Here is a 24,440-nt window from a genome sequence, read left to right as displayed (position 1 = left end):
AATTATTATCGCTCGCGCAATGCGGATTCTCGAGCTCTTAGAATAGGGTTGAGCAGATACTCCAACACAGTCCTTTTTCCAGTGATGATATCAACCGAGGTCAACATGCCTGGTATAATTGGCATTTCTGTTCCGTCTTTCTTCGAAAGGTGAGACTTTTCCGTTCGAATGCGGACCAAATAGTAGCTGTTGCCTTCTTCATCCTGAGTAGTATCAGCACCGATGTGCTCGACAATCCCTTCAAGCCCACCATAGCGAGTAAAATCATACGCCGTAATTTTGACGACTGCACTTAATCCGGGATGAAGAAATGCGATGTCTTTGGGCGCAATTTTCGCCTCAATGAGCAGTTGATCTTCTGCTGGAACAATTTCTACCAAGTCCACACCAGGTTGAACAACCCCACCTAAGGTATTGACATGTATAGTTTTAATGGTTCCCGAAACTGGGGAGACGATCACAGCCTTATCGACTTTATCTTGTGCCCCAACCTGCGCTTGAGTAAGACGAGACAAGCGAGTTTCCAACTCACTTAATTTAGCTCGAGTCTCATTTGTGAAACTCAAAACTGCTTCTCGACGCTTCAAAATCGCCTCATCAACCGACGCTTTTATCTTTGGTTGACTGAGTTTCAGCGATTCAATTTGTCCTTTAACCTCATTAACTTGACGTTCCAGTTTCAACAAATCAATTTCTGAAACGATGCCGCGTTTGGCTAAAGGAACTGTTATTTTGAGCTCGCGAGAAATCAATGCATAGCTTTCTGACAAGTTTTTTATCTTAGACTCAATTTCGCGACTTTCTTGTTGCTTTTGCAAAATCTGACGCGCGAAAATTTCGAGTTTATTTCGTAAGTCTTGTAGACGCCCGGTGTATTCTTGCTCTTGGCGCTGAACCAGCTCTGGTGCATCATTTGTCAAGCTTTCTGGAAAATCAATGCTGGTCAAATCAATCGCAATTTGCTTGGACCACAGCTTCTGGTCTGTATTGATATTGATACTGTCAAGTTCATGACGCATTCGCAAAATATTAGCCAATAAACTCGCTTCTTCTTCCTCTTGCTGGGCAAGATCGGAACGAAAACGAGTGTCATCGATACGCGCCAACGGCTCACCCTGTTTTACCAACTGACCTTCTTTGACATACAGCGCTTGTAAAATACCGCCATCTAAGCTCTGAATGAGCTGAACTTGAGAAGAAGGGATGACTTTGCCTTCACCACGAGTCATACGATCAAGTGATGCATAGTGCGCCCAAACCAACATAGAGGCGATAAACGCAAAAATGCCATAAATCACCAGTCTATACTTTGCGGGTGCATCGGTGAGCATCGCGCCATACAGATCATCGGTCATTTCGATGTCTTCACGCTTGAGGTTCTTAGCCATGTTGACCGCCCCCTTGCGTTTGACCACCATTTCCACCTAACCGTGCCAGTACTTTCTCTTTTGGACCGTCCATAACAATTCGGCCCTTATCCATCACAATGATTCGATCAACTAAGGTCAATAGAGACATGTTGTGTGTGATCATCACTAGGGTTCGCTCTTTAGCAGCAAACTGCATAGTTTTGATGAACTGATTTTCAGCATTTGCATCGAGACTAGCGGTGGGTTCATCCATTATCAAAATTGGCGGATCGTTCAATAGTGCTCTTGCCAGAGCTACCGACTGACGTTGACCACGTGACAAAGCCTCGCCACGCTCACCAACTTGCTTGTCTAATCCTTCACTATCTTGCGAGGTAAACAAACCAACACCTGACAACTGAGTGGCGCGAATTAGCTGATGCTCGGTAACCTGTCGAGTACCAAACATTATATTCTCGCGAATTGTGCCGTGGAACAATGTGACATCTTGAGCGAGATAACCAATATTGCGTCGTAAGTCAGCTGGGTGAATCTGTTTGCTGTCTACACCATCGAAGCGTAAGCTTCCCTGAGTGGGCTGATATAAACCCGCCATCAAACGAATCAGCGTACTTTTGCCTGTGCCATTTTTTCCCAGAATCGCGACTTTTTCACCTTCACGGATTTGGAAGTTCAATGGGTACAAGGTTGGCTTTTCAGATTCTGGGAACGAGAAAGTAATGTTGTCGGCATTCAGTTCGCCACGCAGACGTTTACGACTCACTAAGTGCCCTTTGTCTGCAAATTCATCTTCTTGATCCATCATGGAATTTAGCTGACGCATACCAGATTGAGTTTGATTCCAGCGGCTCATTAAGCCAGCAAGTTGCGCCATTGGTGAGACAGCTCGGCCAGAAAGCATGACCGCAGCAATGATTCCGCCCATCGTAATGGCAGCATCAGAGACTCGGTACACGCCCATTATTACTACAGCCACCGACGTAAGTTGCACAATAAATGCAGCAAAATACGAGATGCTATTGGTAATTTGCTTAACCTTGAGGTTCCAGTTAGCGGTATGCGCCGTCATTTGCTGCCAGCTTTTTTGCACAATCCCTTCAGCGACATTGGCCTTGATGCCTTCCAGTGCTGAAAGCGTTTCAATTAAGTGGCCGTGTTTTTCGCTGGCGTACTTATTACTCTCTTCGATCGCGGCTTTGAGCTTACCCTGCACTAATAGTGCGTACCCCAAAATCAAAACGCCAGAAACAACTGGTATTACCGCTAAATCGCCAGCTACCAGATAGATAATGAATACAAAGAAGATCGCAAACGGCAGGTCTACCAAAGTGGTTAGCGTTGCTGAGGTTAGCATATCGCGAATACCATCAAACTCACCGAGTTGTTTGGCCATACCCCCGACGCTTTTTGAACGCTTCTCGAGCGGAATCCCCATCAAACGTGCAAACAGGCGCGACGACACAATAATATCGACCTTCTTGCCTGCCACATCGATCAAATAGGATCGCATCTTCTTCATAATGAAATCGAACGTATAAGCGATCAACGCACCAGAGGCGAGAACCCAAAGCGATTCAAAGGCAAGATTCGGCACCACTTTGTCATAAACGTTCATTACAAATAGTGGGGACACAATGACAAAAAGGTTTATCAGAATCGAAGCAATAATTGCATCTCGATAAATAGGTGCAGAATCTTTTACTGTTTGCCAGAACCAATGAATCTTTGAATCGTGTAGGTGCAGGTCAACACTGGTATCACCGCGATACTGTCGTTTGACCAAAAACGCATAGCCCACATACAAAGATTCGAGCTCTGCAAGTGCGATTTCCTCCTCACCACCCGATTCTGGCAATTGAATCAGAGCCGTGCCACTGCTCTCATCCAATTCGCGAAGAATACAAGAGCGCTTATCCGCCAATAACAACACACAAGGCAACAACAGCTTTGGAATTGACGTTAGTTGCTTGCGTGAAAGCTTTGCCGATAAACCAGCTCGTGCGGCGGCTTGAGGAAACATATCTGGTGTCAGTAACGCATTGGTCATCGGAAGACCGGCAGTTAATGCATCACCAGAACAAGGAGAACCATAGTGCTCCGTGAGGAGCACCAAACAATCTAAAAGCGGATCTTCCACCGCAGAAGTGGAAGCAGATATGCTCCACTGCGGTGGACTCGCTTTAGCTACAGCGGGGTTAGTCACTACATTTCCTTAGCTTAATTCAGGATTACACATCGATATCTTTGATTTCAATTTTCAAAGATTCATCAGCCTGTGTGCCAGCTGTTGTGTCTGAAACTACGATTTGTTTCATTTTCCCATCAATTAAAGTGTTTATAATGACCCCGTTACTTCCAACTACATCAATATTGTTTAACAAAATCTCTTGTTGCTGATTTGAACTATCAGTGATAGTTAGTTTTACACCGGACAGCTGTTCACCACCAACATCTTCCGAGAACCGGTTAGCAATGATATTGTCATTAGTCGTTTTAATTAATGAGTTAAAAGTTAATGTATCGTCATCAAGGTTAAAATCGACAATTGCGTCTTTCTGATGTGCCTGACTTAATGCAGAGCTACCCCAAATGAAATTATCGGATCCAGAACCACCTCTTAAGTAATCATTACCTGCACCACCAATTATAGCGTCTGAGCCACTTCCACCACGAATGAAGTCAATTCCTATACCGCCATCGAGCGTGTCATTACCAGAGCCGCCGGCAATAATATCAGTACCAGATTGACCATATACAGTGTCATTTCCTGAACCAGCACTAGCCACATCAGCACCTGCTCGACTAGCTATCCTCCCATTTAACCCTGAATCTTCTCCAGCGGTGAAAAATTTCTTAAGTTCTTGCTCTGTTGAAGCATTTACAAAATCAAATCCTTCAGCTGGATTGTTGTTACCAGAGTCTCCTAGATATACGACGTCGTGTCCGGCTCCAGCGTCTACATGATCATTGTGTAACCCGACATCTATGTAATTGTTTCCATCAGTAACTTTGTAGCCACCAAATCCATATTTCACTCCATTTTGGTCTGTCCCATCATAAACAGTGACATATGGGTACACTGAATTATCTCCATAGCTAACTGTACCGCTACCGCGCAGCATATAAACAGCATCTATGCCTTCACCATCAGAAGGTTTAGAAATGATCTTCGTACCGAATTCAATTTTGGGTATAGTCACTTCTAAAGAATTCGACGCATTGTCACCATCTTTATCTGTTATCGTATAGTCAATAGATACATTTTGATCCGTTTCGGTTTGCGACCTGAATTTCAGACTGTAATTACCATCCTTATCTATTGTGAGTATTTTCCCATCGCTAGTTAAAGCAGTAATAGTCTTACCTAATGACGTGGTATCGTCTGTTCCTTTATAGAAATACTCTTTACTCACATCATAAGTGAACGTATCGCTACCTATAGTGACACTAAACGACTTAAGTCCATCAGCACCCGCAGCCAGTGTTAGTTGACCAGAAATAATTTGGTACTGTGTTACTGAATCTTTAAAGAAGAGTTCTACCGGGTTGTTTGTTTTACTGTATTTGTCTTCATCAAAGTTAATTACTCTCCCATCAAGGTTTTTACCTGTTAGACCGTCATACGCAATTTTGTTTATTGCTTCTAACCCTTCATTGGTAGGGTTATCATCGTTATCTGTATCACCATCTACAGCAACAGCGTGCGCTACAACATCTTTTGAATCTAACGTATTGTGCCAATCTGATATATACGTATCGAGGTTGTCACTACTTGACGGACGACCATCACTTAAGAAGTAAGATACATTATTTGCATTGGTTAACAGTGCTGAATCATCCCATCCATTTGTGGCTTCATCTATTGCATTCCCGTAGTGTGTTGAACCAGACGCTTGCAGACTATTAATATGAGCTTTAGCTGCGTCTACAGAATCAAACCATTGAGTTTTACTTGCGCTACCACCAAATGAAACTATTTGGATCTTAAGCGCTTCGTTAGAAGCATCTAGCGAATCAATCAACGCGTATGCAGCATCCTTTATAGCTGTAAGCTCTTTGTCATTATCGATCGATCCTGATGTATCGATAATAAACTGTAGATTAGTTGAGGTCTTAATTACAGAACCATCATTTGATTGTTTGTCTGCTGAAGGACTGTCATCTTCAACAGCTACATCTATAGCTCCAGATATAGAGCTATTACCATCAGAGATTTTCAACTTAGGTTTAAAGGAAACAGAATCCTCAGTGGTTTTATCCGGGTGATCGATTGGTTTCAACTGTTTAACTGTATACGTGAACTCCCTCGAGTCATCTACTTGGGTAGACGATCCGATTGATACTTCTAGTACAGTTTCACCGCCTGCTTTACCGACAAGTAAATTGTTTACCAACGACCATTCAATCGGAGAACCTTCTGAAGTAAATGCAGGCGTTCCGCCTTCAAATACAGGTTTACCACTGCTGTCTACTTCGAAAGTAGCAGTAATCGTATCTGAAGTATTTTCATCTGTGACAACGAACTTGCCTGAACCTATAGAGTCTTTTGAATCGACTTCTTTGTTCGCGTTCGCCAAACCCTCATCAGATACAGTTGCAACTTGAGTTACTCCTCCAAAAACAGGGGCAACTGACAAATCTACTTTTGCAGTATCAGAACCAGACTGAGAGGTGTTACCCGCCTTGTCCGTTTGTGTGGCTGAAACCGAAATGCTCTTACCGTTTTCAGGGGTTGTCTCCGTCCAAGTGATTTTGCCGTTGTCGTAGTTGAAGTTATTGTTGTTCAAAGTACCATTTTGTAGTGTCAGTTCAATATTAGACACTACACCACCATTATTAATGGTTAGATTTACTGTACCACCTACAACTAGATCATCGTGATTAACATTCACTTCTAACTGCACATTATCGTTGCCAATCTCAGCTTTAGTTAAGGTGCCATCGTCAGGGGTGTTGTCATCTACAATAGTGACAATTGGTGTGTCTGGCGCTTTGGTGTCCACCGTGGTGCTGGCTGTATCGCCTTTACCATCGTTACCCGCTTCATCGGTGTAAGTGTTGTCCGCCACGGTCACCGTCACACTGCCTTCATGACCATCGTTTGGCGTCAGTGTTGCCGTCCACTTGGTTGGGTCACTTGGATCTTGCGTCAGGTTGCTGATGCTGCCGTTGGTCACGCCAACGTCGCCCGCTTCAAATCCTTTCACTTTTTCACTGAATGTGAAGGTGACGGTGGTGCCGGTAATGTCGATATCAAGCGTTGGCGCTTTGGTGTCCACCGTGGTGCTGGCTGAATCGCCTTTACCATCGTTACCCGCTTCATCGGTGTAAGTGTTGTCCGCCACGGTCACCGTCACACTGCCTTCATGACCATCGTTTGGCGTCAGTGTTGCCGTCCACTTGGTTGGGTCACTTGGATCTTGCGTCAGGTTGCTGATGCTGCCGTTGGTCACGCCAACGTCGCCCGCTTCAAATCCTTTCACTTTTTCACTGAACGTGAAGGTGACGGTGGTGCCGGTAATGTCGATATCAAGCGTTGGCGCTTTGGTGTCCACCGTGGTGCTGGCTGAATCGCCTTTACCATCGTTACCCGCTTCATCGGTGTAAGTGTTGTCCGCCACGGTCACCGTCACACTGCCTTCATGGTCATCGTTTGGCGTCAGTGTTGCCGTCCACTTGGTTGGGTCGTTTGAATCTTGCGTCAGGTTGCTGATGCTGCCGTTGGTCACGCCAACGTCGCCCGCTTCAAATCCTTTCACTTTTTCACTGAATGTGAAGGTGACGGTGGTGCCGGTAATGTCGATATCAAGCGTTGGCGCTTTGGTGTCCACCGTGGTGCTGGCTGAATCGCCTTTACCATCGTTACCCGCTTCATCGGTGTAAGTGTTGTCCGCCACGGTCACCGTCACACTGCCTTCATGACCATCGTTTGGCGTCAGTGTTGCCGTCCACTTGGTTGGGTCACTTGGATCTTGCGTCAGGTTGCTGATGCTGCCGTTGGTCACGCCAACGTCGCCCGCTTCAAATCCTTTCACTTTTTCACTGAACGTGAAGGTGACGGTGGTGCCGGTAATGTCGATATCAAGCGTTGGCGCTTTGGTGTCCACCGTGGTGCTGGCTGTATCGCCTTTACCATCGTTACCCGCTTCGTCGGTGTAAGTGTTGTCCGCCACGGTCACGGTCACACTGCCTTCATGGTCATCGTTTGGCGTCAGTGTTGCCGTCCACTTGGTTGGGTCGTTTGAATCTTGCGTCAGGTTGCTGATGCTGCCGTTGGTCACGCCAACATCGCTCGCTTCAAATCCTTTCACTTTTTCACTGAACGTGAAGGTGACGGTGGTACCGGTAATGTCGATATCAAGCGTTGGCGCTTTGGTGTCCACCGTGGTGCTGGCTGAATCGCCTTTACCATCGTTACCCGCTTCATCGGTGTAAGTGTTGTCCGCCACGGTCACCGTCACACTGCCTTCATGACCATCGTTTGGCGTCAGTGTTGCCGTCCACTTGGTTGGGTCGTTTGAATCTTGCGTCAGGTTGCTGATGCTGCCGTTGGTCACGCCAACATCGCCCGCTTCAAATCCTTTCACTTTTTCACTGAACGTGAAGGTGACGGTGGTACCGGTAATGTCGATATCAAGCGTTGGCGCTTTGGTGTCCACCGTGGTGCTGGCTGTATCGCCTTTACCATCGTTACCCGCTTCGTCGGTGTAAGTGTTGTCCGCCACGGTCACGGTCACACTGCCTTCATGGTCATCGTTTGGCGTCAGTGTTGCCGTCCACTTGGTTGGGTCGTTTGAATCTTGCGTCAGGTTGCTGATGCTGCCGTTGGTCACGCCAACATCGCCCGCTTCAAATCCTTTCACTTTTTCACTGAACGTGAAGGTGACGGTGGTACCGGTAATGTCGATATCAAGCGTTGGCGCTTTGGTGTCCACCGTGGTGCTGGCTGTATCGCCTTTACCATCGTTACCCGCTTCGTCGGTGTAAGTGTTGTCCGCCACGGTCACGGTCACACTGCCTTCATGGTCATCGTTTGGCGTCAGTGTTGCCGTCCACTTGGTTGGGTCGTTTGAATCTTGCGTCAGGTTGCTGATGCTGCCGTTGGTCACGCCAACATCGCTCGCTTCAAATCCTTTCACTTTTTCACTGAACGTGAAGGTGACGGTGGTACCGGTAATGTCGATATCAAGCGTTGGCGCTTTGGTGTCCACCGTGGTGCTGGCTGAATCGCCTTTACCATCGTTACCCGCTTCATCGGTGTAAGTGTTGTCCGCCACGGTCACCGTCACACTGCCTTCATGACCATCGTTTGGCGTCAGTGTTGCCGTCCACTTGGTTGGGTCGTTTGAATCTTGCGTCAGGTTGCTGATGCTGCCGTTGGTCACGCCAACATCGCCCGCTTCAAATCCTTTCACTTTTTCACTGAACGTGAAGGTGACGGTGGTACCGGTAATGTCGATATCAAGCGTTGGCGCTTTGGTGTCCACCGTGGTGCTGGCTGTATCGCCTTTACCATCGTTACCCGCTTCGTCGGTGTAAGTGTTGTCCGCCACGGTCACGGTCACACTGCCTTCATGGTCATCGTTTGGCGTCAGTGTTGCCGTCCACTTGGTTGGGTCGTTTGAATCTTGCGTCAGGTTGCTGATGCTGCCGTTGGTCACGCCAACATCGCTCGCTTCAAATCCTTTCACTTTTTCACTGAACGTGAAGGTGACGGTGGTACCGGTAATGTCGATATCAAGCGTTGGCGCTTTGGTGTCCACCGTGGTGCTGGCTGTATCGCCTTTACCATCGTTACCCGCTTCGTCGGTGTAAGTGTTGTCCGCCACGGTCACGGTCACACTGCCTTCATGGTCATCGTTTGGCGTCAGTGTTGCCGTCCACTTGGTTGGGTCGTTTGAATCTTGCGTCAGGTTGCTGATGCTGCCGTTGGTCACGCCAACGTCGCCCGCTTCAAATCCTTTCACTTTTTCACTGAACGTGAAGGTGACGGTGGTACCGGTAATGTCGATATCAAGCGTTGGCGCTTTGGTGTCCACCGTGGTGCTGGCTGAATCGCCTTTACCATCGTTACCCGCTTCATCGGTGTAAGTGTTGTCCGCCACGGTCACCGTCACACTGCCTTCATGACCATCGTTTGGCGTCAGTGTTGCCGTCCACTTGGTTGGGTCGTTTGAATCTTGCGTCAGGTTGCTGATGCTGCCGTTGGTCACGCCAACGTCGCCCGCTTCAAATCCTTTCACTTTTTCACTGAACGTGAAGGTGACGGTGGTACCGGTAATGTCGATATCAAGCGTTGGCGCTTTGGTGTCCACCGTGGTGCTGGCTGTATCGCCTTTACCATCGTTACCCGCTTCGTCGGTGTAAGTGTTGTCCGCCACGGTCACGGTCACACTGCCTTCATGGTCATCGTTTGGCGTCAGTGTTGCCGTCCACTTGGTTGGGTCACTTGGATCTTGCGTCAGGTTGCTGATGCTGCCGTTGGTCACGCCAACGTCGCCCGCTTCAAATCCTTTCACTTTTTCACTGAACGTGAAGGTGACGGTGGTACCGGTAATGTCGATATCAAGCGTTGGCGCTTTGGTGTCCACCGTGGTGCTGGCTGTATCGCCTTTACCATCGTTACCCGCTTCGTCGGTGTAAGTGTTGTCCGCCACGGTCACGGTCACACTGCCTTCATGGTCATCGTTTGGCGTCAGTGTTGCCGTCCACTTGGTTGGGTCGTTTGAATCTTGCGTCAGGTTGCTGATGCTGCCGTTGGTCACGCCAACATCGCCCGCTTCAAATCCTTTCACTTTTTCACTGAACGTGAAGGTGACGGTGGTACCGGTAATGTCGATATCAAGCGTTGGCGCTTTGGTGTCCACCGTGGTGCTGGCTGTATCGCCTTTACCATCGTTACCCGCTTCGTCGGTGTAAGTGTTGTCCGCCACGGTCACGGTCACACTGCCTTCATGGTCATCGTTTGGCGTCAGTGTTGCCGTCCACTTGGTTGGGTCGTTTGAATCTTGCGTCAGGTTGCTGATGCTGCCGTTGGTCACGCCAACATCGCTCGCTTCAAATCCTTTCACTTTTTCACTGAACGTGAAGGTGACGGTGGTACCGGTAATGTCGATATCAAGCGTTGGCGCTTTGGTGTCCACCGTGGTGCTGGCTGAATCGCCTTTACCATCGTTACCCGCTTCATCGGTGTAAGTGTTGTCCGCCACGGTCACCGTCACACTGCCTTCATGACCATCGTTTGGCGTCAGTGTTGCCGTCCACTTGGTTGGGTCGTTTGAATCTTGCGTCAGGTTGCTGATGCTGCCGTTGGTCACGCCAACGTCGCCCGCTTCAAATCCTTTCACTTTTTCACTGAACGTGAAGGTGACGGTGGTACCGGTAATGTCGATATCAAGCGTTGGCGCTTTGGTGTCCACCGTGGTGCTGGCTGTATCGCCTTTACCATCGTTACCCGCTTCGTCGGTGTAAGTGTTGTCCGCCACGGTCACGGTCACACTGCCTTCATGGTCATCGTTTGGCGTCAGTGTTGCCGTCCACTTGGTTGGGTCACTTGGATCTTGCGTCAGGTTGCTGATGCTGCCGTTGGTCACGCCAACGTCGCCCGCTTCAAATCCTTTCACTTTTTCACTGAACGTGAAGGTGACGGTGGTACCGGTAATGTCGATATCAAGCGTTGGCGCTTTGGTGTCCACCGTGGTGCTGGCTGTATCGCCTTTACCATCGTTACCCGCTTCGTCGGTGTAAGTGTTGTCCGCCACGGTCACGGTCACACTGCCTTCATGGTCATCGTTTGGCGTCAGTGTTGCCGTCCACTTGGTTGGGTCGTTTGAATCTTGCGTCAGGTTGCTGATGCTGCCGTTGGTCACGCCAACATCGCCCGCTTCAAATCCTTTCACTTTTTCACTGAACGTGAAGGTGACGGTGGTACCGGTAATGTCGATATCAAGCGTTGGCGCTTTGGTGTCCACCGTGGTGCTGGCTGTATCGCCTTTACCATCGTTACCCGCTTCGTCGGTGTAAGTGTTGTCCGCCACGGTCACGGTCACACTGCCTTCATGGTCATCGTTTGGCGTCAGTGTTGCCGTCCACTTGGTTGGGTCGTTTGAATCTTGCGTCAGGTTGCTGATGCTGCCGTTGGTCACGCCAACATCGCCCGCTTCAAATCCTTTCACTTTTTCACTGAACGTGAAGGTGACGGTGGTACCGGTAATGTCGATATCAAGCGTTGGCGCTTTGGTGTCCACCGTGGTGCTGGCTGTATCGCCTTTACCATCGTTACCCGCTTCGTCGGTGTAAGTGTTGTCCGCCACGGTCACGGTCACACTGCCTTCATGGTCATCGTTTGGCGTCAGTGTTGCCGTCCACTTGGTTGGGTCGTTTGAATCTTGCGTCAGGTTGCTGATGCTGCCGTTGGTCACGCCAACATCGCTCGCTTCAAATCCTTTCACTTTTTCACTGAACGTGAAGGTGACGGTGGTACCGGTAATGTCGATATCAAGCGTTGGCGCTTTGGTGTCCACCGTGGTGCTGGCTGTATCGCCTTTACCATCGTTACCCGCTTCGTCGGTGTAAGTGTTGTCCGCCACGGTCACGGTCACACTGCCTTCATGGTCATCGTTTGGCGTCAGTGTTGCCGTCCACTTGGTTGGGTCGTTTGAATCTTGCGTCAGGTTGCTGATGCTGCCGTTGGTCACGCCAACGTCGCCCGCTTCAAATCCTTTCACTTTTTCACTGAACGTGAAGGTGACGGTGGTACCGGTAATGTCGATATCAAGCGTTGGAGGAGTGGTTTCTTTGGTTACATCATCGTCAAATACATTACCTTTATTACCATTGGTCGCTTTGTTCCCATCCTGGTCTGTAAAGGTCGTACTGGCTGTCAACTTACCATCTTCGAGAGTTGCTACATCCACGCTCTGAATTTTGTAAAAGTGATTATCACTAAGATCAGGCTGAGTGATTTGATATTCTTGCCCATCACCTGAAACAGCTACCCAGTTACCGTTCTTTTGACGGATTTCTAAGGTAACAGAGCCACCTTTCACATCTTCAATTTTAATGATACCGACACCAGATAGCCCATTTGTAGTTCCTGTGCCAAGTGTCAGGCCAATATCAGCCTTTTCTTGACCAGTAATAACATCTCGTTCTGGACTTCTTTCATTATCATCATAGATAACAATAGCAGGAAGCGAATTCTCATCAGAACCGTAAGTAGTATCAACCACGATATCTTGCGTCGCGGTCTCTGTATTGCCCGCCACGTCCGTAACCGTCGCTTCTACTGGGTACGTCGCGTCAGGCAAAGTGGTGCCCGTCACGTCCAGCGTCCACACGCCATTGGTGATGCTCAGCTCATTGTCAGCCGTGGTGTAAGTCTTGCCGTTGAACTTAACGGTTAACGTGTCCGTCGCCGCCAAATCAACCTTACCACTGATGCTCAAGGTGTTGTCTTTGGTGATGAAGTCGTCGCTCTTCGCGCCCGTATCTTCGGTGATGCTGTCGACCGTGACCGCTGGGGTGGTGTCGTCGTCATCCGTACCAATTTGGGTATCAACCACGATATCTTGCGTCGCGGTCTCTGTATTGCCCGCCACGTCCGTAACCGTCGCTTCTACTGGGTACGTCGCGTCAGGCAAAGTGGTGCCCGTCACGTCCAGCGTCCACACGCCGTTGGTGATGCTCAGCTCATTGTCAGCCGTGGTGTAAGTCTTGCCGTTGAACTTAACGGTTAACGTGTCCGTCGCCGCCAAATCAACCTTACCACTGATGCTCAAGGTGTTGTCTTTGGTGATGAAGTCGTCGCTCTTCGCGCCCGTGTCTTCGGTGATGCTGTCGACCGTGACCGCTGGGGTGGTGTCGTCGTCATCCGTACCAATTTGGGTATCAACCACGATATCTTGCGTCGCGGTCTCTGTATTGCCCGCCACGTCCGTAACCGTCGCTTCTACTGGGTACGTCGCGTCAGGCAAAGTGGTGCCCGTCACGTCCAGCGTCCACACGCCGTTGGTGATGCTCAGCTCATTGTCAGCCGTGGTGTAAGTCTTGCCGTTGAACTTAACGGTTAACGTGTCCGTCGCCGCCAAATCAACCTTACCACTGATGCTCAAGGTGTTGTCTTTGGTGATGAAGTCGTCACTCTTCGCGCCCGTATCTTCGGTGATGCTGTCGACCGTGACCGCTGGGGTGGTGTCGTCGTCATCCGTACCAATTTGGGTATCAACCACGATATCTTGCGTCGCGGTCTCTGTATTGCCCGCCACGTCCGTAACCGTCGCTTCTACTGGGTACGTCGCGTCAGGCAAAGTGGTGCCCGTCACGTCCAGCGTCCACACGCCGTTGGTGATGCTCAGCTCATTGTCAGCCGTGGTGTAAGTCTTGCCGTTGAACTTAACGGTTAACGTGTCCGTCGCCGCCAAATCAACCTTACCACTGATGCTCAAGGTGTTGTCTTTGGTGATGAAGTCGTCACTCTTCGCGCCCGTATCTTCGGTGATGCTGTCGACCGTGACCGCTGGGGTGGTGTCGTCGTCATCCGTACCAATTTGGGTATCAACCACGATATCTTGCGTCGCGGTCTCTGTATTGCCCGCCACGTCCGTAACCGTCGCTTCTACTGGGTACGTCGCGTCAGGCAAAGTGGTGCCCGTCACGTCCAGCGTCCACACGCCATTGGTGATGCTCAGCTCATTGTCAGCCGTGGTGTAAGTCTTGCCGTTGAACTTAACGGTTAACGTGTCCGTCGCCGCCAAATCAACCTTACCACTGATGCTCAAGGTGTTGTCTTTGGTGATGAAGTCGTCACTCTTCGCGCCCGTATCTTCGGTGATGCTGTCGACCGTGACCGCTGGGGTGGTGTCGTCGTCATCCGTACCAATTTGGGTATCAACCACGATATCTTGCGTCGCGGTCTCTGTATTGCCCGCCACGTCCGTAACCGTCGCTTCTACTGGGTACGTCGCGTCAGGCAAAGTGGTGCCCGTCACGTCCAGCGTCCACACGCCGTTGGTGATGCTCAGCTCATTGTCAGCCGTGGTGTAAGTCTTGCCGTTGAACTTAACGGTTAACGTGTCCGTCGCCGCCAAATCAACCTTACCACTGATGCTCAAGGTGTTGTCTTTGGTGATGAAGTCGTCACTCTTCGCGCCCGTGTCTTCGGTGATGCTGTCGACCGTGACCGCTGGGGTGGTGTCGTCGTCATCCGTACCAATTTGGGTATCAACCACGATATCTTGCGTCGCGGTCTCTGTATTGCCCGCCACGTCCGTAACCGTCGCTTCTACTGGGTACGTCGCGTCAGGCAAAGTGGTGCCCGTCACGTCCAGCGTCCACACGCCATTGGTGATGCTCAGCTCATTGTCAGCCGTGGTGTAAGTCTTGCCGTTGAACTTAACGGTTAACGTGTCCGTCGCCGCCAAATCAACCTTACCACTGATGCTCAAGGTGTTGTCTTTGGTGATGAAGTCGTCGCTCTTCGCGCCCGTATCTTCGGTGATGCTGTCGACCGTGACCGCTGGGGTGGTGTCGTCGTCATCCGTACCAATTTGGGTATCAACCACGATATCTTGCGTCGCGGTCTCTGTATTGCCCGCCACGTCCGTAACCGTCGCTTCTACTGGGTACGTCGCGTCAGGCAAAGTGGTGCCCGTCACGTCCAGCGTCCACACGCCGTTGGTGATGCTCAGCTCATTGTCAGCCGTGGTGTAAGTCTTGCCGTTGAACTTAACGGTTAACGTGTCCGTCGCCGCCAAATCAACCTTACCACTGATGCTCAAGGTGTTGTCTTTGGTGATGAAGTCGTCACTCTTCGCGCCCGTATCTTCGGTGATGCTGTCGACCGTGACCGCTGGGGTGGTGTCGTCGTCATCCGTACCAATTTGGGTATCAACCACGATATCTTGCGTCGCGGTCTCTGTATTGCCCGCCACGTCCGTAACCGTCGCTTCTACTGGGTACGTCGCGTCAGGCAAAGTGGTGCCCGTCACGTCCAGCGTCCACACGCCATTGGTGATGCTCAGCTCATTGTCAGCCGTGGTGTAAGTCTTGCCGTTGAACTTAACGGTTAACGTGTCCGTCGCCGCCAAATCAACCTTACCACTGATGCTCAAGGTGTTGTCTTTGGTGATGAAGTCGTCGCTCTTCGCGCCCGTGTCTTCGGTGATGCTGTCGACCGTGACCGCTGGGGTGGTGTCGTCGTCATCCGTACCAATTTGGGTATCAACCACGATATCTTGCGTCGCGGTCTCTGTATTGCCCGCCACGTCCGTAACCGTCGCTTCTACTGGGTACGTCGCGTCAGGCAAAGTGGTGCCCGTCACGTCCAGCGTCCACACGCCGTTGGTGATGCTCAGCTCATTGTCAGCCGTGGTGTAAGTCTTGCCGTTGAACTTAACGGTTAACGTGTCCGTCGCCGCCAAATCAACCTTACCACTGATGCTCAAGGTGTTGTCTTTGGTGATGAAGTCGTCACTCTTCGCGCCCGTATCTTCGGTGATGCTGTCGACCGTGACCGCTGGGGTGGTGTCGTCGTCATCCGTACCAATTTGGGTATCAACCACGATATCTTGCGTCGCGGTCTCTGTATTGCCCGCCACGTCCGTAACCGTCGCTTCTACTGGGTACGTCGCGTCAGGCAAAGTGGTGCCCGTCACGTCCAGCGTCCACACGCCGTTGGTGATGCTCAGCTCATTGTCAGCCGTGGTGTAAGTCTTGCCGTTGAACTTAACGGTTAACGTGTCCGTCGCCGCCAAATCAACCTTACCACTGATGCTCAAGGTGTTGTCTTTGGTGATGAAGTCGTCACTCTTCGCGCCCGTATCTTCGGTGATGCTGTCGACCGTGACCGCTGGGGTGGTGTCGTCGTCATCCGTACCAATTTGGGTATCAACCACGATATCTTGCGTCGCGGTCTCTGTATTGCCCGCCACGTCCGTAACCGTCGCTTCTACTGGGTACGTCGCGTCAGGCAAAGTGGTGCCCGTCACGTCCAGCGTCCACACGCCATTGGTGATGCTCAGCTCATTGTCAGCCGTGGTGTAAGTCTTGCCGTTGAACTTAACGGTTAACGTGTCCGTCGCCGCCAAATCAACCTTACCACTGATGCTCAAGGTGTTGTCTTTGGTGATGAAGTCGTCACTCTTCGCGCCCGTATCTTCGGTGATGCTGTCGACCGTGACCGCTGGGGTGGTGTCGTCGTCATCCGTACCAATTTGGGTATCAACCACGATATCTTGCGTCGCGGTCTCTGTATTGCCCGCCACGTCCGTAACCGTCGCTTCTACTGGGTACGTCGCGTCAGGCAAAGTGGTGCCCGTCACGTCCAGCGTCCACACGCCGTTGGTGATGCTCAGCTCATTGTCAGCCGTGGTGTAAGTCTTGCCGTTGAACTTAACGGTTAACGTGTCCGTCGCCGCCAAATCAACCTTACCACTGATGCTCAAGGTGTTGTCTTTGGTGATGAAGTCGTCACTCTTCGCGCCCGTATCTTCGGTGATGCTGTCGACCGTGACCGCTGGGGTGGTGTCGTCGTCATCCGTACCAATTTGGGTATCAACCACGATATCTTGCGTCGCGGTCTCTGTATTGCCCGCCACGTCCGTAACCGTCGCTTCTACTGGGTACGTCGCGTCAGGCAAAGTGGTGCCCGTCACGTCCAGCGTCCACACGCCATTGGTGATGCTCAGCTCATTGTCAGCCGTGGTGTAAGTCTTGCCGTTGAACTTAACGGTTAACGTATTATTGTCACCTATATCAATAGCACCAAATATTATTAATTGATTGTCTTTCGTTATAAAATCATCTTGCTTAATGCCAGTATCTTCGGTGATACCTGTGATACTTACAGTAAAACCATCACCATCATTGTCAGCTGTCGTATCAACTTCTGCACTATCACTACCTTCTGCGGAAGTATTACCTGAAACATCTGTAACTGTTGCTGTAACGTCTAAATCTTCACCTTCTGGCGGACGCGCAAACTCATAAATCACACCATTATCTAAATCTTCCTGAGTTAAAATCCTTGGAGGTTGACCTGTTACGTTTAGTGTATCTCCAACAACTGCATCATCTGGTGGCGTTACGCGAACGCGAACAGTTTGTTTGCCGTCGAGTTCTTGTTGATTAAGTACTGCGTCATTATTTAGGTCATCAAGGATTTCTACAGTAGGTGCGCTAGGCGGAGTGGTATCTTGAAAGATAGGAGATGTTTCTTCAAAAACTCTATTTGTAGATTCGGGAGCAGTGATTTCAGTATCAAAACCTGATTCCGCAAGAGTCTCACTACCATCACGGGCTAACGCGTCTAAGGTTGAGAAGCCTGCTCCAGCTGAGTTACCACCAGCGGCTGTAGCGTCTAAGATTAAGGTTGGGTCTAGTTCTGTAGTCAACAAGATCTCTGTTGAAGCAGTTTGAAGGGCCTCTTCATCAAAGTTCTCGGACAAAACGGAAGACACACTGCCATCTGACAGCGACAACACAACGACACTATTGTTTCCTGCAAAAATTTGCATCCCAGGTGCAAGCTCTGAGCTTGAAGTAATTGGGACTTGTACACCATTGACTATGGTGTACACATCACCGAATAAGAAGCTCACGGTGGCAGGTTGCGTTAAGTTAATGGAATTTAGCTGTGTGGTAACTTGTGCTGTGCTGTTTCCAATTGTGTTCATTGTCGAAGGCCCTTCAATAGTCCGATGATGAATAGTGCATAAAACTGTGCGTAGTGTTTCATTGTCTGAGCATTACTATCATCAGACAAACTTGATATGTGTCGTTTTTGAGACTTTTAGATAATTCGTTGATTAACTGATTAATTTGTCACCTTAGATCAATGATTTTTCAGAGAAGTCGGAAAACCATCTAAATCTGCAACAAAATGTGATCTTAGTTCAACTATCTTAATGTACCGATAATACGCTCATCAGTAGAAAGATCATTCGAATTTCATTAGAAAGTATTAACTTGTTTGGTTTTTGCCGTATGGGTCACGGCCTATTGTTATTAGGTAAGTCATGTACAGTTTGTTGTGTGCGATTCGAGCTTAAGCATTGAGTCAAACAACGGCTTCAGACATAATACGCGACAATTTTTAGCCATTTTGCGCTATCACCAAATTTGTCAGCTGGAAACAAGTCATGTCAGAGTCTCCATTTGTGCAAGAGGTGTCGAAACGACGCACCTTCGCCATCATTTCTCACCCAGATGCGGGTAAAACCACCATTACAGAAAAAGTCTTGTTGTTTGGACGTGCGATTCAAACAGCTGGTACAGTTAAAGGGCGTGGTTCAGCTCAACACGCCAAGTCAGACTGGATGGAGATGGAAAAGGAACGTGGAATTTCGGTAACCACCTCTGTGATGCAGTTTCCTTACAACGATTCGTTGGTGAATTTGCTTGATACTCCAGGACACGAAGACTTTTCTGAAGATACCTACCGCACATTAACCGCTGTCGACTCCTGCTTGATGGTAATTGATGCCGCAAAAGGTGTCGAAGACCGAACTCGTAAACTTATGGAAGTTACTCGTCTTCGCGACACGCCAATTGTTACCTTCATGAACAAATTGGACCGTGACATTCGCGATCCAATGGAGCTACTTGATGAAGTCGAAAGTGAACTAAACATCTCGTGTGCACCAATTTCTTGGCCTATTGGTTGTGGTAAAGAGTTCAAAGGTGTTTATCACATCCACAGAGATGAAACCATTGTCTACAACACAGGCCAAGGCCACACCATTCAAGATTCGAAAATCATTAAAGGGCTAGACAACCCTGAACTTGATCAAGAAGTCGGTCCTGAACTCGCAGAGCAACTGCGTGAAGAGCTGGAATTGGTTATTGGCGCCTGTCCTGAGTTTGATCAAGAGCTTTTCTTGGCCGGTGAGTTGACTCCGGTATTCTTCGGTACCGCACTCGGTAACTTTGGTGTTGACCACATGCTTGATGGCTTAACCAAATGGGCTCCCGCTCCAATGCCTCGCCAAGCTAACGAGCGTGAAGTAGAAGCGAATGAAGATAAGTTCTCCGGTTTCGTTTTCAAAATCCAAGCCAATATGGACCCGAAACACCGCGACCGTATTGCATTTATGAGAATTGTATCTGGTACATACAAGCAAGGCATGAAGATGAATCATGTTCGACTGGGTAAGCAGATTAACATTTCAGATGCCGTGACTTTTATGGCCGGTGATCGCTCTCGCGCGGAACACGCCTACGCCGGTGATATCATCGGCTTACACAATCACGGTACAATTCAAATTGGTGATACCTTTACTCAAGGTGAAGCACTTAAGTTCTCGGGAATTCCAAACTTTGCTCCTGAACTTTTCCGTCGTATTCGACTAAAAGATCCACTAAAGCAAAAGCAATTGCTAAAAGGCTTAGTCCAGTTATCTGAAGAAGGTGCGGTACAGGTTTTCCGCCCTTTGCAAAACAATGATCTAATTGTTGGCGCAGTCGGTGTCCTGCAGTTTGATGTGGTTGTGGCCCGCTTGAAATCAGAATACAACGTTGAAGCCATCTATGAGAGCGTCAATGTTGCGACTGCGCGTTGGGTTGAGTGTGAGGATGCAAAAACGTTAGAAGAGTTTAAGCGTAAGAACCAAGCTAACCTCGCGCTAGATGGTGGTGACAACCTCAGCTACGTTGCCCCGACTATGGTGAATCTAAACTTGGCGCAAGAACGCTTCCCTGATATTCAGTTCCGCGCAACACGTGAGCACTAAGTAACAGCTCGAAAAACAAAACACTAAGGGGCGAATCATTCGCCCCTTTTTATTGCTCTCAGTGAAATCCGTTTAGAATCGCAGTGGAAGTGACATCACAATGGCATCTTCTCGCTGATCACCATTTGGATAATAGTCTTTGCGCACACACACTTCTTGAAAGCCCACTTTTTGATAAAGGCTTATTGCGGCTTGATTAGATTGTCTTACTTCTAGCCAAATGCTCTCCACGTTATTCGATTCAGCCAATTCAACCAATTTATCCAATAGCAGCTTTCCCAAACCTTTGCCCTGTTGTGCTGGCTCTACCGCGATGTTTAATAAGCTGATTTCCCTAACGACGTCACGCGCGTAAAAATAGCCTACGACTAGGTCGCCTTGCAGTAATACATAATTGAGGGCTCCTTTAGAACTGCTAGGCGTGAGTGATTTTTCCGACCAGGGGTTTCGGTGAGCTTGGTTTTCAATTTGTTGAATTTGAGGTAAATGATGAAAAGATAACGGCACGAATTGGTATGTCATTTATCGCTTACTCAATTCAGGTGCGTGTTCACAGATAGATAACCACAACTGCTTTTTAGCAACTGGGCTAACGCTCAGTTCTTTTAACCGCGATGATCTGAGAAACTTTGCTTGGCGCAATTTTTCGGTAAGCTTTGATTCATCAATTCCGCATGACCACACCCACTCTGCAACAGCGTCGGGGTGCAAACGAGCAAGATCTGCTTCTTTAATACAAAATACGAGATTCGAATGCAGCTTCATACTGCTGACAATTTTGTTCACCAACGCACTTTCATCTTGAATATCTTGCTGAGAGCCAATGATCAACAATTGGCAATCAGAGGGTAGCGATAAACGCTCGACCTTCTTTCCTTGCAAGGCATCCGGCTTAGTTAGTTGATAGGATTCGATTCCCATCTCTTGTAGCAAAGCAGTTTGCGTATCGAACTCAGAAGACACTGCGTTGTGAGAAAGGTGTGAGTTAGTCATTAGGCTCTGTTGATATCGAGTATTGTCGTGAGAATTCCGAATTTAATATTAACAGAAACGCTACAAATCTAAGAACTCGTCGCTATAAAAAACCTCTCCCGTCACGCGATTTTCTTGTGAAAATGGCATGGCTTGAAAGGCTGATTGGTACTCAGGCCACTGACATTTGATACCCAAAGATTCTGCATCAAGGTAACCCAATCTGCCATAAAACTTTGGATCTCCCAGTACTACTGAACCTTGGTAACCAAGCTCTTTCAGGGTCTGAATACCTTCTTCAATTAATGCTGACGCTACCCCCTTGCCACGATGCTGCTCGACGGTTGCAACTGGCGCTAAACCTTGCCACAAGGTTTCCTGACCTTGAATCGTCATAGGGGAAAACAACACATGGCCGATCAATTCACCGGTTTCGTCGTCACACGCCACCAGAGATAAAGTGATTTTGCCATTTTCCCGTAACTTGGACACAAGACGGCTCTCTGCATCAGTTTCAAAACAAGACTTCAACAACTCAGCAATGGGAAGAATGTCAGCCGGTACTTCGGTTCGAATATACATAAAGTTCCAAATAAAATGGGTTAAGGATGTGCCACTTTCATACCTTTTTCGACGAATTCAGCCAACCAAAGCGCTGGGGTCGAAACGGGTTTAGGTAATGTATCAAAATCAAAGCCATCCAGCAGATTTTTTAGTTCTAAACCTAATTCGGTATCACCTTGAATTAGTAATCGGCGTTGGAAAAAGAGCGTGTCGGGATCTTCTTTACGTCCAGCAATTAATACCAAGTCATTTAGATTAGCCGAAAAGGTAACATCGGCTTGTGTTGTGAATTCCTGAGTGATCAGTTTTGCGCCATCAAAACTCACCGGTATCGTCACCCCAAGGCCTAACACCTTGATATGCAACCAGTTACCCTCAAGAAAGTCGAGCTCGCCGTCTTCGATAGACTCTTCGAACACCTTATTCAGCACGGTTACTACGGTTTTATTTTGAACAGATTTGGGCAAGAAGTGGATTGGAGATCGCAAAATTGATTCTGCGTTACTAACTAAGTGGGAACGAATCTTGTTAATCACGTGAATAATCCGTTAGTTTTAGACTGTGGCAGTATGCTACTCAAACTTAGCACCTAGAAAACTGTGATTTATCAAAACTCGTTGAGAAAAAACCAGGGCTTTTCATCAGCGAAGGTCACAGTAATTGCAAAAGTTGTCCTGTATTCTGTTTAATAGTTTGGTTGGCATTCCGGGGGTCTAGAATAGCGTTAATGGCTGCGAACGAATTACAGCACTGGTTTTCAAAGCTGACAGCTAATAGCCCGTTTTTCTTTGCTATTCTCGACGTAAACCACAACTACGTCATGGTAAACGAACGCTATAGCGATATTGCTGGCTTATCTCAATCTGATTTGGTCGGCATGTCTGATCAGCAGGTATTGGGCGAAAACTACTACAAACAGCTGCAGCCTTATTACCAACGTGCATTTGCGGGTGAAACACTCGAAGCGGAAATCACATTTGCGCAAGATATAGAAACCAGCCTCCATTTTAGTCTTTCTCCAATCGACTCAGGAGATTCAGTCAAACACATCGCCTTCCATGCGATAGACAGTTCCGAAAAACAGATCTTAGTGCGCTCGCTGGAAGAATCTGAAGGCAAGTTTTCAACCTTAAGTAAACTATTGCCCAATGGTTTGTTATTAGTCGAAGACGACACCATTATCTCGGCCAACCCTGCCGCTATTCGTCTACTGGGATTCGACACTTCATCTGAACTGCTTGGTGAAGAGTTCGGACGCTTATTTATCGACAGCCAATCCAAAATTGCCTTTGGTAAAAATCTAGCCCAACTGCTGTTAAAGGAGCCAATTACTTGTTTGTCTGGACCGCGCTGCGGACTGGAACGCAAGCTGCTGTTAACCAGTGAACCAACTACATTACTGGGCCAACGTACTCAGCTTATTCTGATTCAAGATTCTGACAATGTTAGTGTGTCGGATATACAAAACAGTGGTGAAGACAGCCACATTGACTCCCTGACTGGACTGTATAACCGTTTTGGCTTCACTAAACGACTCGAACAGTTCATTGCCAATGAAACCCCGCTGATTGCTCTGTATCTCGATATCGATAATTTTAAGAACATCAATGATTCGCTTGGTCACCATATTGGCGACAAAGTGATCCGCGAAGTTTCGTCTCGATTAAAGCGTCTACTCCCTCAGCAAGCGGTTTTAGGTCATCTTGGCGGCGATGAATTTGGTTTGATTCTGCCAGAGCCTGAACACAATCGTATGGCCGAAATGTTATCAGAGCGCATTATTTCTTTGATAAACCAACCTTTCGACTTACACCATTTTAGTAAACGGCTGGCGTGTTCTATCGGCAGTGTCGCCTACCCCGGCGATGGCAATGACGCACGAGTTCTGTTGCAAAATGCCGACACGGCCATGTACGAGGCCAAAGACCGCGGCCGAAACCGACTGATCAAATTCAATGACCAAATGAACAAAGAAGCGCGTATGCGCCTTTGGTTGGAAATTGAGTTACAAAAAGCACTGCAACAAAACGGGCTAGAAGTCTGGTATCAGCCTAAAGTCAATGCTCGTGATTTTAGCATTAATGGCGCTGAAGCCCTCATTCGATGGAAGCATCCAGTGGAAGGGTATATCAGTCCAGGCGCTTTCATTCCTGTGGCAGAAAGAGCTGGATTGATTGAACACTTAGGTCGCGTGGTCATGCGAGAAGTGTTTGGCACTGTCAAACGCTGGAAACAGCAAGGTATTTTGCCCGGTCGAGTTGCCATCAACCTCTCTCCGGAGCAGTTTGGCAACCCTAAGTTAATCGATTACATGGAAAAACTGCTGCGGACCACTGAGCTCGACCCAAGCTGTATTACGTTTGAGCTAACAGAAAGCGCAGTAATGAGCGACAGTGAACACACGGTTCAAATGCTTAACGCCATTAAAAAACTTGGATTTACTCTTTCAATTGATGACTTTGGTACTGGCTACTCTTCCCTCGCTTATCTAGCCCGCTTCCCAATTGATGAGCTTAAAATTGACCGAGCTTTCATCTCGGATATGGATGTGTTGCCCAAGCAAATCACTGTGATAGAGAACATCATCAATCTTGGTAAATCATTAAACCTAAGTGTGGTTGCTGAAGGGGTAGAAACTCAGCAACAGGCTATGCTGCTTTCCAATTTGAACTGTCATGCCATACAAGGCTTCCATTTCCACCGCCCGCAGCCTAAACAAGAAGTGGAAGAGCTGTTTGCTCAAAACCGAAGACACAAAAACTAAACCCACTTTCAATATCACAAAACACGTCTCTCTCGCGGAAAT

At 48.5% G+C, this 24,440-nt stretch carries 9 protein-coding genes; 2 read left to right on the top strand and 7 right to left on the bottom strand.

What is annotated here, in order from left to right; genetic code table 11:
• Window positions 1–5: 5 nt before the first annotated feature.
• The 3 genes from ACXAFJ_RS01730 to ACXAFJ_RS01720 are packed head-to-tail and all read right to left on the bottom strand — an operon-like array spanning window position 6 to window position 18,043.
• Window positions 6–1,388: an HlyD family type I secretion periplasmic adaptor subunit gene (locus ACXAFJ_RS01730; protein ID WP_475320994.1), complete on the bottom strand. Its 1,383-nt coding sequence runs from the start codon at window positions 1,386–1,388 to the stop codon at window positions 6–8.
• Window positions 1,381–3,573 carry a type I secretion system permease/ATPase gene (locus ACXAFJ_RS01725; protein ID WP_475320993.1) on the bottom strand — a complete coding sequence of 731 codons (2,193 nt, stop codon included), beginning with the start codon at window positions 3,571–3,573 and terminating at the stop codon, window positions 1,381–1,383. The genes ACXAFJ_RS01730 and ACXAFJ_RS01725 overlap by 8 nt, the downstream gene beginning before the upstream one ends.
• Before the next feature lie 25 nt (window positions 3,574–3,598).
• Window positions 3,599–18,043 carry an Ig-like domain-containing protein gene (locus tag ACXAFJ_RS01720; protein ID WP_475320992.1) on the bottom strand — a complete coding sequence of 4,815 codons (14,445 nt, stop codon included), beginning with the start codon at window positions 18,041–18,043 and terminating at the stop codon, window positions 3,599–3,601.
• Between the two features lie 465 nt (window positions 18,044–18,508).
• On the opposite strand from ACXAFJ_RS01720, the gene prfC reads away from it, so the two are divergent.
• Window positions 18,509–20,098: a peptide chain release factor 3 gene (gene prfC / locus ACXAFJ_RS01715; protein ID WP_475320990.1), complete on the top strand. Its 1,590-nt coding sequence runs from the start codon at window positions 18,509–18,511 to the stop codon at window positions 20,096–20,098.
• A gap of 72 nt (window positions 20,099–20,170) precedes the next feature.
• Here the strand turns inward: prfC and rimI are convergent, their stop codons facing one another.
• The 4 genes from rimI to ubiT are packed head-to-tail and all read right to left on the bottom strand — an operon-like array spanning window position 20,171 to window position 22,170.
• Window positions 20,171–20,620, bottom strand: a complete 450-nt coding sequence (rimI, locus tag ACXAFJ_RS01710; RefSeq protein ID WP_475320989.1) for a ribosomal protein S18-alanine N-acetyltransferase — start codon at window positions 20,618–20,620, stop codon at window positions 20,171–20,173.
• Complete coding sequence (locus ACXAFJ_RS01705) at window positions 20,621–21,091, bottom strand: DNA polymerase III subunit psi (RefSeq protein WP_475320988.1); 471 nt, start codon at window positions 21,089–21,091, stop codon at window positions 20,621–20,623.
• Between the two features lie 60 nt (window positions 21,092–21,151).
• Window positions 21,152–21,652 carry a GNAT family N-acetyltransferase gene (locus ACXAFJ_RS01700; protein WP_475320986.1) on the bottom strand — a complete coding sequence of 167 codons (501 nt, stop codon included), beginning with the start codon at window positions 21,650–21,652 and terminating at the stop codon, window positions 21,152–21,154.
• A 20-nt stretch (window positions 21,653–21,672) separates the two neighbouring features.
• The gene (gene ubiT / locus ACXAFJ_RS01695) at window positions 21,673–22,170 is read right to left on the bottom strand and encodes a ubiquinone anaerobic biosynthesis accessory factor UbiT (protein WP_475320985.1); all 498 of its coding nucleotides are present in this window, start codon (window positions 22,168–22,170) and stop codon (window positions 21,673–21,675) included.
• A gap of 191 nt (window positions 22,171–22,361) precedes the next feature.
• Between ubiT and ACXAFJ_RS01690 the strand changes: the two genes are divergently transcribed.
• Entirely contained in the window at window positions 22,362–24,398 is a 2,037-nt protein-coding gene (locus ACXAFJ_RS01690) for a sensor domain-containing protein (RefSeq protein WP_475320984.1), read from the top strand.
• The last annotated feature ends 42 nt before the right edge of the window (window positions 24,399–24,440 follow it).

The organism is Vibrio sp. ABH4_348 (assembly GCF_056159765.1).
This window is presented reverse-complemented; position numbering and strand designations above follow the sequence as displayed.

Excerpts from the sequence above, each read along its gene's own strand:
- ACXAFJ_RS01730 (WP_475320994.1), bottom strand. The coding sequence starts at position 1,388 with ATGGCTAAGAACCTCAAGCGTGAAGACATCGAAATGACCGATGATCTG.
- ACXAFJ_RS01720 (WP_475320992.1), bottom strand. The coding sequence starts at position 18,043 with ATGAACACAATTGGAAACAGCACAGCACAAGTTACCACACAGCTAAAT.
- prfC (WP_475320990.1), top strand. The coding sequence starts at position 18,509 with ATGTCAGAGTCTCCATTTGTGCAAGAGGTGTCGAAACGACGCACCTTC.
- rimI (WP_475320989.1), bottom strand. The coding sequence starts at position 20,620 with ATGACATACCAATTCGTGCCGTTATCTTTTCATCATTTACCTCAAATT.
- ACXAFJ_RS01705 (WP_475320988.1), bottom strand. The coding sequence starts at position 21,091 with ATGACTAACTCACACCTTTCTCACAACGCAGTGTCTTCTGAGTTCGAT.
- ACXAFJ_RS01700 (WP_475320986.1), bottom strand. The coding sequence starts at position 21,652 with ATGTATATTCGAACCGAAGTACCGGCTGACATTCTTCCCATTGCTGAG.
- ACXAFJ_RS01690 (WP_475320984.1), top strand. The coding sequence starts at position 22,362 with ATGGCTGCGAACGAATTACAGCACTGGTTTTCAAAGCTGACAGCTAAT.